The organism is Mesobacillus jeotgali, from assembly GCF_900166585.1.
GTDB lineage: Bacteria > Bacillota > Bacilli > Bacillales > Cytobacillaceae > Mesobacillus > Mesobacillus jeotgali_A.
This window is the reverse complement of sequence record NZ_FVZC01000007.1, coordinates 502,667-520,537: the sequence shown is the minus strand read 5'-3', so window position 1 is coordinate 520,537 and position 17,871 is coordinate 502,667. Positions and strand designations below refer to the sequence as shown.

Annotated in this window: 22 protein-coding genes; 5 read left to right on the top strand and 17 right to left on the bottom strand. The window is 41.5% G+C overall.

Features of this window, described 5'->3' with window-relative positions; genetic code table 11:
- The 9 genes from galU to B5X77_RS03915 all read right to left on the bottom strand — a co-directional run bounded on the left by galU (position 1) and on the right by B5X77_RS03915 (position 8,627).
- On the bottom strand, positions 1-885 hold the full coding sequence (gene galU / locus B5X77_RS03950; protein ID WP_079505299.1) for a UTP--glucose-1-phosphate uridylyltransferase GalU: 885 nt from the start codon (positions 883-885) through the stop codon (positions 1-3).
- A 12-nt stretch (positions 886-897) separates the two neighbouring features.
- A complete protein-coding gene (locus B5X77_RS03945) occupies positions 898-2,724 on the bottom strand; it encodes a polysaccharide biosynthesis protein (protein ID WP_079505297.1) in 1,827 nt (608 codons plus the stop codon).
- Positions 2,725-2,744: 20 nt separating this feature from the next.
- Positions 2,745-2,885 (bottom strand): hypothetical protein, encoded by a 141-nt coding sequence (locus tag B5X77_RS23195; RefSeq protein WP_176167227.1) that lies wholly within the window; start codon positions 2,883-2,885, stop codon positions 2,745-2,747.
- A gap of 249 nt (positions 2,886-3,134) precedes the next feature.
- Positions 3,135-3,791 carry a CpsD/CapB family tyrosine-protein kinase gene (locus B5X77_RS03935; RefSeq protein WP_139378296.1) on the bottom strand — a complete coding sequence of 219 codons (657 nt, stop codon included), beginning with the start codon at positions 3,789-3,791 and terminating at the stop codon, positions 3,135-3,137.
- Positions 3,778-4,488, bottom strand: a complete 711-nt coding sequence (locus B5X77_RS03930; RefSeq protein WP_079505293.1) for a YveK family protein — start codon at positions 4,486-4,488, stop codon at positions 3,778-3,780. Before B5X77_RS03930 ends, B5X77_RS03935 begins: the two co-directional genes overlap by 14 nt.
- 135 nt (positions 4,489-4,623) lie before the next feature.
- Positions 4,624-4,920 (bottom strand): lasso peptide biosynthesis PqqD family chaperone, encoded by a 297-nt coding sequence (locus B5X77_RS03925; RefSeq protein ID WP_079505291.1) that lies wholly within the window; start codon positions 4,918-4,920, stop codon positions 4,624-4,626.
- A 126-nt stretch (positions 4,921-5,046) separates the two neighbouring features.
- Entirely contained in the window at positions 5,047-5,181 is a 135-nt protein-coding gene (locus B5X77_RS22965; RefSeq protein WP_373887795.1) for a paeninodin family lasso peptide, read from the bottom strand.
- Between the two features lie 6 nt (positions 5,182-5,187).
- Entirely contained in the window at positions 5,188-7,122 is a 1,935-nt protein-coding gene (locus B5X77_RS03920) for an asparagine synthase-related protein (protein WP_079505289.1), read from the bottom strand.
- Positions 7,123-7,469: 347 nt separating this feature from the next.
- Positions 7,470-8,627 carry a murein hydrolase activator EnvC family protein gene (locus B5X77_RS03915; RefSeq protein WP_079505287.1) on the bottom strand — a complete coding sequence of 386 codons (1,158 nt, stop codon included), beginning with the start codon at positions 8,625-8,627 and terminating at the stop codon, positions 7,470-7,472.
- 203 nt (positions 8,628-8,830) lie between these two features.
- On the opposite strand from B5X77_RS03915, the gene asnA reads away from it, so the two are divergent.
- Entirely contained in the window at positions 8,831-9,820 is a 990-nt protein-coding gene (gene asnA / locus B5X77_RS03910; RefSeq protein ID WP_139378308.1) for an aspartate--ammonia ligase, read from the top strand.
- Positions 9,821-9,857: 37 nt separating this feature from the next.
- Here asnA and sdaAA read toward each other — a convergent pair whose 3' ends face one another.
- From sdaAA to B5X77_RS03895, 3 genes are all read right to left on the bottom strand, one after another.
- Positions 9,858-10,763: an L-serine ammonia-lyase, iron-sulfur-dependent, subunit alpha gene (gene sdaAA / locus B5X77_RS03905; RefSeq protein WP_079505283.1), complete on the bottom strand. Its 906-nt coding sequence runs from the start codon at positions 10,761-10,763 to the stop codon at positions 9,858-9,860.
- A 27-nt stretch (positions 10,764-10,790) separates the two neighbouring features.
- On the bottom strand, positions 10,791-11,456 hold the full coding sequence (gene sdaAB / locus B5X77_RS03900) for an L-serine ammonia-lyase, iron-sulfur-dependent subunit beta (RefSeq protein ID WP_079505281.1): 666 nt from the start codon (positions 11,454-11,456) through the stop codon (positions 10,791-10,793).
- Positions 11,457-11,755: 299 nt separating this feature from the next.
- Entirely contained in the window at positions 11,756-12,802 is a 1,047-nt protein-coding gene (locus tag B5X77_RS03895; RefSeq protein ID WP_176167226.1) for a GGDEF domain-containing protein, read from the bottom strand.
- Between the two features lie 378 nt (positions 12,803-13,180).
- Between B5X77_RS03895 and B5X77_RS03890 the strand changes: the two genes are divergently transcribed.
- Both B5X77_RS03890 and B5X77_RS03885 read left to right on the top strand, forming a co-directional pair.
- Complete coding sequence (locus tag B5X77_RS03890) at positions 13,181-13,525, top strand: ASCH domain-containing protein (protein WP_079505277.1); 345 nt, start codon at positions 13,181-13,183, stop codon at positions 13,523-13,525.
- Between the two features lie 3 nt (positions 13,526-13,528).
- Positions 13,529-13,969: a hypothetical protein gene (locus B5X77_RS03885; protein ID WP_079505275.1), complete on the top strand. Its 441-nt coding sequence runs from the start codon at positions 13,529-13,531 to the stop codon at positions 13,967-13,969.
- 293 nt (positions 13,970-14,262) lie between these two features.
- Here B5X77_RS03885 and B5X77_RS23635 read toward each other — a convergent pair whose 3' ends face one another.
- From B5X77_RS23635 to B5X77_RS03865, 5 genes are all read right to left on the bottom strand, one after another.
- Complete coding sequence (locus B5X77_RS23635; protein ID WP_257391711.1) at positions 14,263-14,385, bottom strand: hypothetical protein; 123 nt, start codon at positions 14,383-14,385, stop codon at positions 14,263-14,265.
- 134 nt (positions 14,386-14,519) lie between these two features.
- Positions 14,520-14,948: a protein-tyrosine phosphatase family protein gene (locus B5X77_RS03880; protein WP_079505273.1), complete on the bottom strand. Its 429-nt coding sequence runs from the start codon at positions 14,946-14,948 to the stop codon at positions 14,520-14,522.
- A 19-nt stretch (positions 14,949-14,967) separates the two neighbouring features.
- Positions 14,968-15,387, bottom strand: coding sequence for an arsenate reductase (thioredoxin) (gene arsC, locus B5X77_RS03875; protein ID WP_079505271.1), 420 nt, complete (start codon positions 15,385-15,387; stop codon positions 14,968-14,970).
- An 18-nt stretch (positions 15,388-15,405) separates the two neighbouring features.
- Positions 15,406-16,701, bottom strand: a complete 1,296-nt coding sequence (locus B5X77_RS03870) for an arsenic transporter (RefSeq protein WP_079505269.1) — start codon at positions 16,699-16,701, stop codon at positions 15,406-15,408.
- Between the two features lie 15 nt (positions 16,702-16,716).
- Positions 16,717-17,061 carry an ArsR/SmtB family transcription factor gene (locus B5X77_RS03865; RefSeq protein WP_176167225.1) on the bottom strand — a complete coding sequence of 115 codons (345 nt, stop codon included), beginning with the start codon at positions 17,059-17,061 and terminating at the stop codon, positions 16,717-16,719.
- Positions 17,062-17,314: 253 nt separating this feature from the next.
- Between B5X77_RS03865 and B5X77_RS03860 the strand changes: the two genes are divergently transcribed.
- Complete coding sequence (locus tag B5X77_RS03860; RefSeq protein WP_079505881.1) at positions 17,315-17,626, top strand: ArsR/SmtB family transcription factor; 312 nt, start codon at positions 17,315-17,317, stop codon at positions 17,624-17,626.
- 74 nt (positions 17,627-17,700) lie between these two features.
- Positions 17,701-17,871: a hypothetical protein gene (locus B5X77_RS23190; RefSeq protein WP_176167224.1), complete on the top strand. Its 171-nt coding sequence runs from the start codon at positions 17,701-17,703 to the stop codon at positions 17,869-17,871.

The following is a 17,871-nucleotide window of genomic DNA, read 5'->3' as shown; positions in this document are numbered from 1 at the left end:
TTAACTCTGCCTTGCTTTTTCAAGGTTTAGAATCGAAGAAAAGTAGTCTAGCAGGTCAGAGCGCAAATCATCCCGTTGCAAAGCGAAATCAATCGTAGTTTTAATAAAACCCATTTTTTCACCAACATCATATCTGGTGCCTTCAAAGTCGTATGCATAAACAGCTTCATATTCGTTCAATCCAGCGATTGCATCAGTTAACTGGATTTCTCCGCCAGCACCGGGTTCTTGCTGATTAAGAATATCAAATATTCTGGGATTCAGGATATATCGGCCCATGATTGCCAGATTTGATGGAGCTTCTTCAATCGCTGGTTTCTCTACTAAACTGCTGACACTGTAAAATCGGTCGCCAATACAGTTTCCATCTACAATCCCATATCTTGATACTTCAGTTGGATTCACTTTTTGCACTCCAAGAATCGAAGCATTATATCTTTCATACTGCTCCATCATTTGTTGGAGGCAAGGTTTTTCCGCCTGGACAATATCATCACCTAATAGAACGGCAAAGGGTTCATTCCCGACAAATTTTCTGGCACACCAGATGGCATGGCCAAGACCTTTTGGCTCTTTTTGACGGATATAATGGATATCAACAAGTTTTGAAGACTTTTGGACCTCAGTTAGTAACTCGAATTTTCCTTTTTCTAACAGGTTTTGTTCCAGTTCAAAGGAGTGGTCAAAATGGTCTTCAATCGCTCTTTTTCCTTTCCCAGTAACAATGATGATATCCTCAATTCCTGACTCAATTGCTTCTTCAACGATATATTGAATAGTTGGTTTATCTACAATCGGTAGCATTTCTTTCGGCATTGCTTTTGTTGCCGGCAAGAACCTTGTTCCCAGGCCTGCAGCTGGGATAATTGCTTTTTTTACTTTCATCTACTTCCACCCCTAAACTGAAATTGACATAATCGGAGACTCGGAAAACCTATTATTAGCTAATGCTAACAAACGATCTCTCAATTCTTCCTTTTCCATACTTGAGAAGGTACCGATAATCTCTTCTATCTCGGATATATATAATGCTGATGTTTTTCCTACATATATTTTTGGGTGTACTTGATGATCTCCCACTTCTTCATCTTTCAAAAGCTCTTCATACAGCTTTTCACCTGGTCTTGTTCCTGTATATTCTATTCCGATTTCATCAACAGAATAACCTGATAGCTTAATCAAGTTTTTGGCCAGGTCTACTATTTTTACAGGTTCCCCCATATCAAGGACGAAGATTTCTCCTCCCTGCGCCAGGGCTCCTGCTTGGATCACGAGCCTTGATGCCTCAGGAATCGTCATGAAATAACGTACCATTTCTGGATGCGTTACCGTGACAGGACCGCCTTTCTCGATTTGCCTTTTGAAAAGAGGAATCACACTTCCACGGCTGCCGAGAACATTACCAAACCTGACCGCAACGAACTTCGTGTTACTGCTTTCATCCATATGCTGAACAATCATCTCCGCAAGTCTCTTTGTTGCGCCCATCACACTTGTTGGGTTAACTGCTTTATCGGATGAAATCATCACGAATGTTTTCACTCCATGCCAGCTGGCGGCATTTGCTACATTTAAAGTACCAATCATATTATTTTTTACTGCTTCTTCAGGATTGCGCTCCATTAACGGCACATGTTTATGGGCAGCAGCATGATAGACAACATCCGGCTGGAATGCCTCCATCACGGACATCATTTTTTTGGCATCCTGGATTTCAGCTATTATAGGAATAAACTCTATGGATGAATCTCGAAAACTTTCTTTAAGTTCCATTTCAATTGAGTAGATACTGTTCTCACCGTGTCCTAAAAGAACTAATTTTTCAGGATTAAAATGAGCAATCTGCCTGCAAATTTCTGAACCGATCGACCCCCCAGCTCCAGTTACAAGTACTACTTTGTTTGTGATATCCTCAGAAATTTTGTCATCGTTTAACACAACCGGATCTCTGCCCAGTAAATCTTCAACCTGGACATCGCGAAATTGGTTCACTGACAACTTGCCGGTCATAAGATCCTCCAGCATTGGCAGGATTTGCGTCTTGGCTTCCGTTTTTGCACATTCTTTAAAAATGCTATTCAGTTCCTTCCTGCTTAATGAAGGAATGGCAATGACAATGTTGTCAATTTTATATTTTTTCACAATGGCATCGATTTTACCTACTCCGCCAAGTACTGGTATGCCCATAATATCCAGGTGATGCTTTTTGGCATCATCGTCAATAAAACCAACAGGCTGGAGGTCAGATTCCTTACTTTTTAGCAACTGCCTTGCAACCATAGTTCCGGCAGAACCTGCACCAATAATTAGTGTCCTTTTGCTAAAGGTTAAACGACTCAAATATAAATCCCTGTAAACCCTCCAGCAAAACCTTGACCCGCCAATAATTAAAACTAAAAGCAGCCATGTTACCGATAATCGCCTTACAAAAATTTCATTGAGTATGACTCCCTGGAATACAGCTGCCGTCAAAATTGAGGCTGATGCAGTTTTCAGGATGATGATTAGTTCTCCGACACTTGCATATTCCCAGGCTTTTTTATAGAGTTTGAATTTAAAAGAAAAAAAATGATGGCTTATCAAAATGGCTGTAGCACTTATCAAATAAAACCATGGAGAATTATTGATCGTTCCACGTACTAGTAAATGACTAAAGAAAATCGCTGTCAGTACAATCACTGAATCAATAAGGATAAATAACGAAAGCCTCTGTCTATATGTCATGCTTTGCCTCCTTTCTTCTTTTAATCTAATCTCACACTCCGTAGCTTAATAGCATAGTCAATCAGTTTCCTGATTTCTTCCAACTGCTCTTTGCTGGCGTCCTGCTTTATGTACCTCACTGCCTTTTTCACCGATTTCGGAAACTTATCTATTTCCTTCATATAATCCTCCTTAAAAATAAAGTTTTTACCTATTTGTTCTTGCAGAAAACAGATAGGTAAAAGCTTTATAATAAAATGGGGCATTTAACCCCTCCTCACATCACACTCTCGACGACCAGAGCGTCTAAGGTTTTTTCCACCCACAGCATGACCGAGTGTCTCCTTTGATAACGGCTAGGAGACATCACCACAAAACGAACATTATTTTCTTAATAACGAACATAAACTTAAAAAAAATAATAACTTTTTCTAAATCTCATTCAATATAACGCCGTAGATCTTTGCCTTAGCAAACTCAAGAGCCTTTTTAGCTTCTACTGCTTTTTCAATAGCTGTTTTTCCTTCCCCTATAACAAGGATTACACCATCACTTTTGTTTGCTAGTAATTTTGTATCTGTCACATCCAATACAGGGGGGGAGTCAATAAAGATATAATCGTATTCTTCCAATGCCTGATGAAATAATTTCTGCATGGATTCTGAACCAAGTAGTTCAGCCGGATTAGAATCCAGGTGCCCGCTTGTCAATATTGCCAAGTTTCCAATCTCAGTGTTGTACACAGCATTCCTTAATTCTTCTTGACCAGATAGTACATCCGCTAATCCCTTACCGTTAGAAATTTTAAATATATAGTGTATATTTGGATCCCTAAGGTTCGCGTCAATTAACAGCACTTTTTCTTTTTGTTGGGCCATAGATAAAGCAAGGTTCGCTGCAGCTGTGGATTTTCCTTCACTCGAACTTGGGGATGTCAAAAGCAATATACTCTTGTTCCCTCCGGTTAAGAAGTGTATATTGGTGCGAAGTGTCCTAAATTGTTCAGCTATGATTGAATCTGGATTGGAATAAACGATCAAATTTCTTTTTTGATTTGCATTTGCTGACCTTCGATTACTTCGGAACACCAGAATCACCTCGCGGGAAGTCTATTGGATGAATACTTTGCTTCTTAATATTCTTTTTGTTCATTTTCGAGATCCTTCCTACCACTGGAAGGCCTAGATAATCCTCAACATCCTTTTGTGATCTGACTGTGTCATCTAATGAATCCAGGAAGAAAACGAACCCAATTCCAGCAAGTACTCCGAAAACTATTCCTATAATGCCTAATTTACTATCTTCCTCATTAATTGGATTGGGATTAATTTTTGCTGGTGAAAATATCTCCATATCATCAAAATCAAGCAATCTAGTTATTTCGGTCTTAAATTCTTCAGCCGTAGTGTTGGCGATATCTGCTGCTCTTGCAGGATCCGTATCGGTTACACTTATGTTAACAACTTTTGAACTCTCAAGGATCCCTACATTAATTTGATTAGCCAGAGATTCTGGGCTTCGATTTAGACCAAGCCTCTCAACAACCTTCTCCAATACTACCGGGTCTTTTAATATTACCTGTAGTGTGTTCATATCAGCTTCTTTACCAATAATTATTCGAGCTGAGGATTGATATAGGAGAGTGACATCCTTCTCACCATATAAATATCCAGCAAATGCAGAAAAGGCGGTAATAATGGCAATGATCCAGAAACCTTTTTTAATAACAGAAAAGATTTCCTTTAAATTAATTTCTTTAGCAGTTCCTTTTTTAACATTACCCATTGCTTATTACCCACCTTTTAGATTTTCGTTCTAGATAAAGAACAATCGAAATAAAAAAAATAAACGTTCTTAATTAATGTTAATATATACCTATTTTAGTTCTGTATAAAGAACGTGTCAATCCCCTTTTCTACGTTAGTTGTTGATTACTTCAATTAAGCCTTCAAGATACAATTCTGTACAAAAAGAAATAACTTCTTTTTCACATTCTGAGGGATTAACTTCATAATTTTCTATTATACTTAAAATCAATGAATTTATTCCAGTTGGCTGTGCAATTAACTCCCAAATAAATCCTCCAACTTCTCCTAAGTTATAATATTTTCCATTTTGAATATTTAGCATTACTTTTTCTCCGTCCATATCACTTACTAGATTTCCTGGTTGTTGAACAATAGTTTGGTTTAAAATCAGTTTTTCTTTGATTGCCATAAGTTTCACCTCATTGATTCATTTTATTAAATTTAATTTTTATGTAAAAATAGCTATTATTCAAATTAATAGGCCCTCATTCAGTTTTAACTAACAAGGGCCTATTGTGGCGTTCGAGATAGTAGATTAACTGAAGTGTACGGTCTCATCCTGGTCTGGTTGAACAGCATCTGGGGTTTTTAATCCCGGACCAGCCATGGTCAGCCCTACTGAAAGTACTTCTAGTTCTGGCTTTTCCCATTTTTTCTTCAATACTATCACCTCCCTTCAATTAGTTCTTTTTAAGAACCTGAATAAAATTAAGCTGCGCATTAGAATCCGAAAATCAAAATCAAAGGCATACTCCGGTTTTGCTTGCGTTTTTATCTTTTCAATTGCCTCTTTTATGACTTCCAAGTTTAAATAGTTCCCTACTTCAGAATCATTCGCCATTATTTGCAATTCATTTATAAATTCCTTCCAAGAATGTTCCATTCTAAAAGCTCCATCCGCACCTTGAACCCCTCTGGATTTTTGGTTGAGTCTGATGGTATCCGGTAACAAACCCTTGGTAGCTCTTCTGACGAGTGCACGATCTAATCCATCTTTAACAAATTGATCCTCTGGAATAGATAAACAGAATTTCACAACCCTCAAATCATTTGTCGGATCTCTATCCCAAACAGAATACCTCACTGAGAATTTAGCTCCATACATGCCAGTTGGACTCCAATAATATGGATGGATAAACTGTCTTTTCTTTACTTCATATGCCGAAGAGGTTTTAGTAAAATTCGTGTCAATTCCATTTTGTTGAAGATAGTCAAAAACTTTCGTTCTCTTTGCTAGATCCGATCCTATGATTACTGGGAAGTTCAACGGCTCTCTTTTTTTCAAGTTCTCTAACCCGAATGCCTTTTTTAAAAAAAACTTAAAAATCTTATACCTTTGCACTCCTATATTGTTGCTATATTGGTTCAGTTCCTTATAGAAATGATGCCATTTCAGTTTTGTTAGAAGGCTAGCATAATAATCTACTAAGGGGCCCCATGAAATTGTCCAATTTCCTCTTTGACCATTCAGCAGAACACCTATTCCTTGCTGTTGGGATTGTTCATAAATGCCTCTTAACCAAAAAGTATTTTCAAAAAATTTATATGGTATTTCAAGAGTTTCAAGCCACTCATCAATCTCAGTAAATGGACTTCTCCCATCAAAGCTCAAATAACGATCATTTATGTTACCTACAAAATTAACAGTTTCCCTAACGTAAGAGCTTTCATCAGCAACTCTGCTTTTATGAGTCCAATCCTGAAAACCATATACCGGAACATAACTAAAGGTATTTAATCTTTTATTCTCATTTTTAAGAGCTCTAGAGGCCATGCTTGCAACTGATCCTGAGTCCAACCCCCCACTTAAATGTGCACCGACATTTCGATGAGTCCTGATTCTTGCTCTTACGGCCTTATCAAGAACCTCTCGAAATGCCTCTTCATATTCGGCATCGGATTTAAGCTTAAGTTTCTCTTCTTTCTCATAGAAGTTACAATATCTCGTTAATTTAATTCTTCCTTCAATAATTGATATAGAGTGGGAAGGCGTCAATTGCTGTATATTCTTATAAGTGGTGGATGAAAGATTAATTGATTCAAAGTTTACAGGTATAGCCAAAAACTCTGCCATCCACTGCTCATTCAATTCCTTCTTAACCCCTGGCAGCGTAAACAATGGCATAATGGTGGTACAAAATGCAAATCTATCATTGTCATTGTAATAATACAAAGTCCGTGAACCTGAAAAATCCCTTGCACCAAATAGTTTCTGGTTTCTCTCATCCCAGATCATATACGCGAAATCGCCTACAAGGTGTTTTGGGGAGTCTTCTCCCCATTTATAGTAAGCTAGCAAAATGAGCTGGCAGTCAGGCATGTGTTTTTGTCTTGACCGCTCGACTTGGAGCTTTTCGAATAGTTCTTCCCTGTTATCTATGATGGCATCTGAAGTGATGACGCATTGCCTTTCGGAATCATAAAATGGCTGTTGTTCGCCCACTGACTCTGGAGTGATCCATTGTGCATGGTTTCCAATGAAGGCATTGTGTTTGTGCCAGACTTGGATATCATCTGCCGGGAACTTCTCAAGGCCTTTCATTATGTTCCTTCCATGCTCGAAGAGAACCGGCTCTTTTGTTAAATTAATGATTCCTGCAATTGCGCTCATGGTATCCTCCTGCCATGCTAAATACATTTTGTCTTGATAAAGAATATTTTTGTTCTTTATATAGAACATATGATAAAAATACCATCTCAATTTGTAAGTGTCAACATGTTCAAAAGAATATTTTCCATAAAAATTTTAACAGTCATTATAACTGTATTTTCGACATTTCTTTTATAAAAAACCTCTTGTGCAACTACTTATGGTTACATCAAGAGATTCTGTTTTTTACTAAAATGCCCTGACTACTTAGTTGGTCACTGAACTTTAAGTTATCTACTCTTCGATTAAAACTTGCAGCGTAGACAAAACACAAAATGAACAAACCAGATTCACAAAGGAAACCTGGCTTATTTTTTCACATATAGCAGCGGATCAACGCTGTTTGATTTTTCATAATTCCACTGGCCTTCATGGACCTCAAAATGCAGATGCTGGCCTCGGCTGTCTCCGGTATTGCCCATATAGCCGAGCATCTCACCTTTTTTAACATACTGGCCTGTTGTGACTGTGCTTTTTTCGAGATGGGCGTATAGGGTGGTGAAGGTCTTGCCGTTCATCTTGTGGGTGATCAGGACACAGTTTCCGTATGTAGCAGAGTAATAGGAACGGATGACGGTTCCGGAAGCAGCTGCGACCACTTTCGTTTCGGGAGATTCATCCGCGATGTCAATGCCTGCGTGAAGCCTTCCCCACCTTGGACCGTAGCCAGATGTCAGCTCTCCCATAGCTGGTATAATAAAAACGCCCTCAGATTCAGGGGAGCCATACTCGACTCTTTGATTTTCTTTTAAAATTGCAATCTCCTGAGAAGCGAGGTTGACATAGACTTCATACATATCCATTAGCTGTGATTCACTTTCCCGCTTTGTTTCATGAACCGAATCTAGCAGGCGCTGTTTTTCCTCCAGCTTCTTTTGCAATTCGGCCTGCAGTGCCTGCATTTGACTGTATTCCTTCTCAAGCTGCATGGTCTTCTGCCAGAGCTGCGTTTCCTGTTCCTTAAGGGTTTTAAGCGCTTTCCTATGTTTAGCGAGTAAATCTTGATCTGCTTTTATGATGGTACTCACCGCATTGGCCGTATCATACAGTTGAGATAAATTTTTCGAATCAAATATCAAATCTACATACATTCCCAAGCCATCATTGACCTGCATCGTCCGCAGCCGTTCTTTAATCCACCGCTCTCGTTGCGTGTTGTTGGAGCTGAGCAGGTGGATTTCCTTTTTCATATCCTCAATTTCCATTTTTGCATCATCCAGGACGTTTTGGAAGTCACGGATTTTCTGATTCAGTTCTGACATCTCATCGTCCAGTGCCTTCAGTTCGGATAGATACTGCTTTTCTGCCTCATCCATTGCATCAATTTGTTCTTCTTTTGTCGAAAATTCCTGTTTGAGATTAAGTCGTTGCTCCCGAATTTCCGTAAGCTCTGCGGATGCCGCAGGCTGCACTGCTGTCATGACTAGTCCTGCTATTATTGCGACTGCATAAGCACTTTCCCTCATCTCATGCCCCCTACATTTAATTCTATCAACTAGTATATCTCCCGGAAGCTACTAAACCTGTCGACTCTTGTTGTCGCTTTTCGTTTTTGCGGAGGACAGTAGCAACTTTCACTCCCATCTGTCATAAAGTAAATGGATGTTTTCGTATATACACTAAAGTGCTAAATGAATCGGGGGGATGAGCAAAGTTGAGCAATGCTGCTTTGAAATATCAGTCAAAATTAGATCTAAGGGAGACCGAAATAGCGATTAAGAAAACAAAGGATTTTTTTGAGAACACTCTTGCGGATGCTCTGGATTTGACTAGAGTATCAGCTCCGATTTTTGTAAGAGGCGGAAAGGGAATCAATGATGACCTGGCAGGAAATGAACGGATTGTTTCCTTTGACGCACTTGATGTGGAAAATGAGCGGATTGAAATTGTTCAGTCTCTGGCCAAGTGGAAGAGGATGGCGCTGAAACGTTATGGCTTTTCTCAAGGGGAAGGTCTGTATACCGACATGAACGCGATTCGGCGTGATGAGACTCTCGACAATCTTCATTCCCTTTATGTGGACCAATGGGACTGGGAAAAGGTGATTTCCCGAAAGCAGCGGAATGTTAAAGTTCTGAGAACTACAGTTGAAAGGATTTATGAGGTTATCAAGAGGACGGAAAGTTTCCTGGCAAAACACTATCCGGTTTTGGGAACCATCCTGCCTGAAAAAGTAAACTTCATCTCTTCCCAGGAGCTGGAGGATTCATATCCTGAGCTTTCACAGAAAGAACGCGAGGATAAAATTGCAGAAAGATTTGGGGCAGTCTTTATTACGCAAATCGGCCATGAACTTCGATCAGGCCAAAAACATGATGCCCGCTCACCTGATTATGATGACTGGAATTTGAATGGTGACCTTATACTCTGGTACCCGCCTTTACATCGTGCAATCGAAATGACTTCAATGGGGATAAGGGTTGATGAAAAAAGTCTGCTAGAACAACTCAAGCTGGCCGGACAGGAAAATCGCATCCAATTAGAATACCATCAGGCGTTATTGAACAAAGAACTTCCCTATACGATTGGCGGCGGAATCGGGCAATCGCGTCTATGTATGTTCCTGCTTCGGAAGATCCATATTGGCGAGGTTCAGGTTTCTGTATGGAACGAGGAAACGATTGAGGAGTGCCGGAAAAGAAATATTCATTTACTATAAGCAAAACAAAAGCCACCCTCAAAGGTGGCTTTTCGTCCTATTTTTGAATCAAATAATCTACAAGCTTTTCCTTTGGCTTCCCAAAAATTTCTTGCTCCAAACGACGGCCTGTTGGTGTTGCGGCAAGTCCGCCTTCTGCTGTTTCCCTTAGGGCGGATGGCATTGTCTGGCCGATGGCGTACATAGCGCCTATAACTTCATCGCATGGAATTCTGCTTGTTATGCCTGCAAGTGCCATATCGGCCGCAGTAATAGCGTTTGAAGCACCCATTGCGTTTCTTTTTACACATGGAACTTCGACAAGTCCTGCGACAGGGTCACAGACCAATCCAAGCATATTTTTCATCGTGATCGCAAATGCTTCAGATGACTGCTGCGGTGTTCCGCCGGCCATTTCGACGATTGCCGCCGCGGCCATACTTGCAGCTGAGCCTACTTCTGCCTGGCAGCCACCAGCAGCTCCGGAAATCGAAGCGTTGTTGGCAACGACAAAACCGAAAGCGGCTGTCGTAAACAGATATTCAATCATTTCCATGCGTGTCGGGTTCAATTTCTCTTTTACGGCAAAAAGTGTTCCCGGCACCACGCCTGCTGATCCTGCAGTCGGCGTCGCGCAGATGATGCCCATTGCTGCGTTCACTTCATTCGTCGCGACCGCTTTGCTGACGGCATCCAATAATAGATTGCCAGCCAGGGATTTTCCGCTGTCAATGTATTTTTGCAACAAGACTGCATCCCCTCCGGTTAAGCCGGTCTGGGATTTTACGCCGTTCAAACCTCTTTCCACTGCGCGTTCCATTACCTTAAGGTTATTGTCCATCTGGGCAATGATATCTTCACGCGAGCGGCCCGAAACTTCTATTTCCTGCCGAATCATGATTTCGGCGATTTTTACCTGATTTTTTTCAGCTAATTCAACAAGCTCCGCAACATTACGAAACATGGCTTGCCCTCCTGATGTTACTCAAATTTAGTCAACCAAACGAATGACCTGATCGACGCCCTCTAGAGCCGTTAATTCGGCAAAAACTCCGCCTTCGATTTTGTGGTCCATTTCGATGACCATGACAGCTGTGTCGCCCTTTTCTTTTCGGGAGACCTCCATATGGCCAATGTTAATCTGATATTTTGATAGAACAGTGGTCACGGCTGAAATCAGTCCGAACCGGTCATGATGGACGACAAGAATCGCCGGGTTGGCGCCGGAAAGCTTCAATTTAAACGAATTGATTTCGGTAATCTCGATCGTTCCCCCGCCGATGGAAATACCGACGATTTCAAGCTCCTTGCCTTGACCATCAAAAAGATTTATTTTCACTGTGTTTGGATGCTCTGTGACCGCATCTTCCGTGATAAATTCTACTTCCAGGCCGGATTGCTCTGCGATTTTCAACGCGTTTGGAATCCGTTCATCAAATGTATCAAAGTCCAGGATTCCGGCTACAAGTGCCAGATCCGTTCCGTGTCCTTTATATGTTTTAGCAAAAGAGCCGTACAGGGAGATGACGGCCTTTGTTGGCTGTTTCTCAAACAATGTGCGCGCCACGCGGCCAATCCTTGCAGCGCCGGCTGTATGCGAACTCGATGGCCCGATCATCACCGGACCTATAATATCAAATGCAGAACGATATTTCATGGTGCACTGCTCCTTTATCCATCTATTGAAAGCGATTTCATATCCTTTTATTTTTAAAGATTCATAGCCATAGTTATCTTACCACATTATCTATATAGTTTAATCATAAATTTTATGGAAGTACAAAAAGCCCAACCGTCTTGTACAGCTCCGACAAGCGCTGGAGAGCCTGACAATGAAGTCGTTCATTGACTTCATTGGCAGGACCGAAGCGTCTCGAGAAGTTAGGAGCCGCAGCTAGACAAGTATCTCGAGGGGCGAGGCATTGGGGCTGGAATAGGAAAACCATCCGGAAAAATTCAGGATGGTTCATTCACGCTGACCTTATTCCTGCCGCTGTTTTTCGATACATATAATGCTTCATCGGCACGGTTCAGCAGCGTGTCAATATTGTCTGCTTGCTGATACTCAGTTACTCCGAAGCTTGCAGTCAGGCTTCCTGCTCCTTTAAAGCAATGGTTCTCGACAATTTTGCGGAAATGCTCAGCTTTTTCATAAGCCTGTCCACCGTTGCCATTTGTGATCAACATAAATTCCTCTCCGCCCCAGCGGCCGAACAGGTCACCCTCTGCAATAGTCCCAGAGACAATGGCTGATAATTCCTTCAACACACAGTCGCCTATTTTATGGCCAAACTCATCATTAACCTTTTTAAAATGGTCGATATCAAAAAAGATAATTGAAAACGGCTTATCTTCCTTTTCGGCAGCCTTGAGCTTTTCCTCCAGCCAGACATCAATCTGGTGGCGGTTGCCAACGCGGGTGAGTGAATCGATGTAAGCATGCTTCTTAAAGAAATCCCTTTCTGTAAAAGCACGGAACATGTTTTGCGCATAGTAGAGAATTAGGATATACACAATATTGGCTGCATGGAACTGCGTCAGCGAATCGATTGATTCGGTAGGAACCTTGCTGCTATAAACCACGCCAATGACAAGCGTAACCAGGAAGATGAATATAGAATAGTAAAAGCCCTTCTTTGTCCCCAGTACCAAAAAGAAAAACATGATGATTAAAGGCATCCATACAATAAAGTCTCCCAAAGATCCGCCATTTACTGCAAGATCATTATGAACAACGTCAAAGAGGGTGAGGACATGGTACATCGTAACCAAAAAAAGCGTTATATACTCAGCAGCGAGAATTCCCCGGTTTCTATATACTAAAAGCCAGCTGATGGAAAACCAGACCATCAGCGTCGTATTAATGACTGTATCAAACAAACTCTGATTATTATTCAGGAAGCTATTGATGACCAGGGCAATTGTTATAATCGGCAGAAGCCACATATACACACTTCGTTTCAGCTGATCAATCGTCTCAAAGTTAGTGAACATCTTACTCATCTCCCCAGCCGCCAGACATCTACACATCACGGTTTGTCTGTTTCAGAAGCTGTCTTATCCTCGAATTAAATTATTTTGAATTTGAAATATATAGCTATGGAAGGGAACAAACTCAACGTAAAACATATGTCCACCATCTACTTCAATTGTACTAGAAAACCCTATTTTAGTATATTTCGAACTGCAAAAGAAGCAGCAAAAGTCCTAGAAAAATTACTCCTGGATCTTTTTTTAAAAATGTCCTTCTGTTGTATCCCAGCAGTTCCCCCTTTTTGCAGATATATTTTGTGAAAACTCTATTTTCACGATGATTGCCTTGGCTTTCTATTTTCAAAATATGATACATTATAGAAGAACATAAGGAAGGGAGTTTTTTCAATGACTGAACAGAACAATGCTTTACCGCCAAAAACGTGTGAAATCGAGCGTCTGGTTACAATGGAAGACGACATTAATAAAGTGCTGGAAGGCAAGAAAACCGCGACTCGCCGTAATGGCCGTTATGCGGATGTTGGGGAGATCATGGAACTCAAAGGAAAGAAATTCGTCGTAGACAATGTCTATTCACAGTCACTTGGTGAGTTGACAGACGCCGATGCACAGCGTGAAGGCTTTGAAACAGTTGAGGAGTACAAGCAGTCGATTCTTTCTTACCACCCGGGTATGCCATGGCTACCGCAAATGCGCGTCTGGGTTCATGAATTCAGCCCTGCCGAAGAATAAGAAATGGATTTACTGTACCGAATCATCATTTACTTGCACGTTTCAAGTGTGGTTGCATCAATCGGGCCATTCTTCATTTTGATGCCCATTGTAAAAAAGCTGCCTGATGCTATGGGGAAAGAGCTGGAGGCTCATTTAGCTTTATTGAAGTCAGTCGTACGGCTGTCGAAGCACGCTGGCCACGTCCTGATTGGAACCGGAGTGCTGCTCGTCATCCTCGGTCCATGGACATGGGAAACACCATGGATTGTCGGGACACTGGCGCTGCTATTCGCCTCTCTCTTTTTCCTCGCCAGGGCCTTCTCGCCGACACTACGGAAATTCTCCGAAGAAGGCGTGAACAAGCTGGAATTAGCCGCAAAACTAAAACGTACCATCTGGACCTACATCATTTTATTGATGTCGATGCTCTGGTTCATGGTCGTGAAGCCGAATTTATGGTGAATATGAATGCCCGGGCTACGTGCCCGGGCATTTAATTTTAGCCGAGTTAAAGACTTTACCGATATATTCCCGAATGTGTTCGATAAAATCAGAAAAGTGGTCGATATATTTTAAAATCCACCGATAAAATTCAAAATGTGGTTGATATATTTTAAAATCCACCGATAAAATTCAAAATGTGGTTGATATATTGTGATTTCCGCCAATAAGTTGGATTCTTCCAGTTAAAAGAGCAGCAAACACCTGCATAATCCTGTACAAACAAATGAAAACAGCCGCTTACTCAGCGGCTGTCAGCAGAAATCCATTGAATTCCTCGTTAAAATAAACTCATTATTGATGAAATCGATAATCGTGCTCTTCGCTTCATATTCTATCGAAGGATCGACGGCGACTTTAATCCCCTCGACTAGCATTATCTCGTCATCTTCATCCGGCTCATCCAGAGCCAGTCCAATATTCGAACTCCTTCAGCTGATGCCGGCGAAGTATAAACGGATGCAAGGAATTTCTTCTTTCATTAATTGTTCGCGTGCTTTATCTGTAATTTTCATTTTTTCTCAGGGAAGATTCTTTCAAGAGATGTGATCAATTTTGAATCTAGATTCAAAACTTCACGGACTTCTTTTGCTTTCACCTTTGCGTCATCGATGCTGTCTGCTTCATTCAATTTAAGCAGAGTGCCTGCTGCAAGAGTGCCCGTTCGTGTTCTGCCCGTAGAACAGTGGAAGTAAATGTTCTTCCCACTCTCATATGCAGCTGCTACTTCATCCAACGCCTTTTTAACAGACAGATCCTGCTGGGAGTCATCATCATACATTGGCAGGTGTGTCCGTGGGTAATCGTAATTTCCATCTTTATTAACCGCCCGAAGGTCATAAACCATATCGATTTTTTCATTTTCCAGCAGTTCAGAAATGGCATCTTCCCCACCGATAAAAATCCTTCCCGGAATCAGTGCCTGGTAGTTATTGTTCATTACTAAACTCTCCTTTTAACTATTTACCGGTTTCAGCAAACGTTTTAATGCGATCCCCAATTTGGTCGCGTACTCTTTGAAACACAACCCACTTTTCTTCTTCTGTTCCCTCAGCCTTCGCCGGGTCGTCAAATCCCCAATGTTCACGTTTTACATGAGGCGGTGTCGCCGGGCAATGCTCGTCTGCATGGCCGCATAGTGTTACGACAAGGTCGGAGTTGTGGAGAATTTCAGGGTCAATTACATCGGAAGTATGGCCTTTAATATCAATGCCGATCTCATGCATCGCATTGATAGCATTAGGGTTAAGCCCGTGCGCTTCAAGACCCGCACTCTTCACTTCCCACTCGTCACCCAGATATTTTTTTGCCAAGCCTTCAGCCATCTGGCTTCTGCATGAGTTTCCTGTGCATAAGAAGTAAATTGTTTTTTTATCCATAAAATAATCGCTCCCTCATTAAATGATCAGTAACCAGATATATAGCCCCACCAGAGTAATGAACAGGGTAGGAATAGTTAAAATGATTCCCGTTTTAAAATACGTGCCCCATGAGATCTTGACGCCTTTCAATGAAAGGACATGCAGCCACAGCAAGGTTGCCAGTGAGCCAATCGGGGTGATTTTTGGTCCCAAATCGGATCCAATGACATTGGCATAAATTAACGCTTCGCGAATAACGCCTGTTGTATTAGTATCCGCAATCGCCAGCGCATCTATCATGACAGTCGGCATATTGTTCATAATTGATGAAAGGATTGCGGCAATAAAGCCCATTCCGATTGTAGCAACAAACAATCCCTGGTCCGCCGCAGCCTGGATGACATCAGCTAGGATATTCGTCAATCCAGCGTTACGCAAGCCGTAAACAACCACATACATACCAATCGAGAAGAACACGATTGCCCACGGAGCCCCTTTTACAACCGTTGCCGTATGGACTGCCGGGCTTCTCCTTGCCATCATCAAGAAGAAAATCGCGACAATCCCAGCTATGAATGAAACGGGAATGTTCAGGAATTCACTTCCAAAGTATCCGGCGAGAAGAACACCAAGTATAACCCACGATAAACGGAACATCTTGATATCCTTGATTGCTTCGGAAGGCTTTTTCAAATCTGACATCTCGTAATTTTTCGGAATGCTCTTTCGGAAAAATAAATACAAGACCAGAATACTTGCTCCGAGTGAGAAGAAGTTCGGCACAATCATCCGGGATGCATATTCGACGAATCCTATATTGAAGTAGTCAGCGGATACGATATTGACGAGGTTGCTGACAACGAGCGGCAAAGAGGTCGTGTCGGCGATGAATCCGCTCGCCATGATGAATGGAAACACCATTCTCTCCTCGAATTTCAGGTTCCGCACCATTGCCAGCACAATCGGGGTCAAAATCAGTGCAGCCCCGTCGTTTGCAAATAATGCGGCAACACCAGCACCAAGAAGGGTTACGTAAACGAACATTTTAATGCCGCTGCCCTTTGCAGTACGTGCCATATGGAAGGCAGACCATTCGAAAAATCCAATCTCATCCAGGATCAGTGAAATGATAATAAGTGCGATAAATGTAAGGGTTGCATTCCAGACGATTCCTGTTACGTCGATCACATCCTGAAACGTAACAACGCCGAATATCAAGGCGACTAGCGCCCCACCCATGGCAGACCAGCCGATACTAAGTCCTTTTGGCTGCCAGATAACCATTGTCAGCGTCACAAGGAAAATTAGTGAAGCTATGATTGCTGTTGACAATTTTCATACCCTCCGTTATTCACAGGAAATCCGTTTTCCCTGCTTTTCAAGTTCTAATAATTTTTCTTCCTGGCCTGGCAGTGCATTCAAGAGCAATTGGACAAATTCGAAATGCTCATAATGCTGGTTCAGCGAGTAAAAAATCCACTGGCCCCTCCTGCTTTCTTTCACCATTCCTGCGTCTTTTAATTTCCTAATATGCTGGCTGATCGCCGGCTGGCTCGCATCGAACATCGCAACAAACTCACAGACACAGCAATCGTGGTCAGCCAGGATCCTCATTATGGTCAAGCGCGTCTTGTCGCCAAGCAGCTTCAACACGGCAGCAGCCTGATCCATTTCAATACTTTGCTTAATCAATTACCCTCCACCTCCAATTACCGTATTATCATATAATGATTTGCTTATATATTCAAGGGCGATTTAGAAACTTCACCTCCTATAAATATCCAGTTGCACTGTTCTTTTATTAAAAATCAAAGATTTTTGATTTAAGAGTTGCAAAATGGATTTACAGGAAATATAATACAATATATCAAGAATATTTGATTAAGGAGAGCTGAAAGTGGAAAAATTCATTCCTTTAACAGACCTGACCAATAACTCCCAAGCTATCAAGGAACCACTGCTTCAAAGTACCTTTGAAAAATATGAAAAGAAATTCAAAGCCCTTGCCGACCAAAAACGCCTGCATATTCTCAATCTTCTATGCCAGCAAGACTCCAGCTGCGTTTGCGATCTGAGTGAACTGATTGACATGCCCCAATCAAAGTTAAGCTATCACCTCAAGATTTTGCTTGATGCCGATCTGATCCACAAAGAAACAAAAGGAACCTGGAGCTACTACACCGTGAACGCCAAAGAAATCAACCACCTGTTATCTCCAGAGCTTTGCTGCCTTTTCAGACCTAGCAGCTGCTGTTAGGTTTATTTTTCAAACTATTAATCAATTTTTTTTGATAAATAAATCAACATATTTTGATTAAGGAAGGGATATACATGTTTTATCAAGATTATCAAACAATAGCCCAGTTAAAGCAGCAGGAAGTGGAAAGGCAAGCGAAACATGCCTGGAAATTCTTCGAGCAGCCTGAATCCAGACCATTTCCATGGCCATCCCGTACAAAAAAACTACAGCAGGAATGCTGTCCTGTACCAGGTAATTGCTAA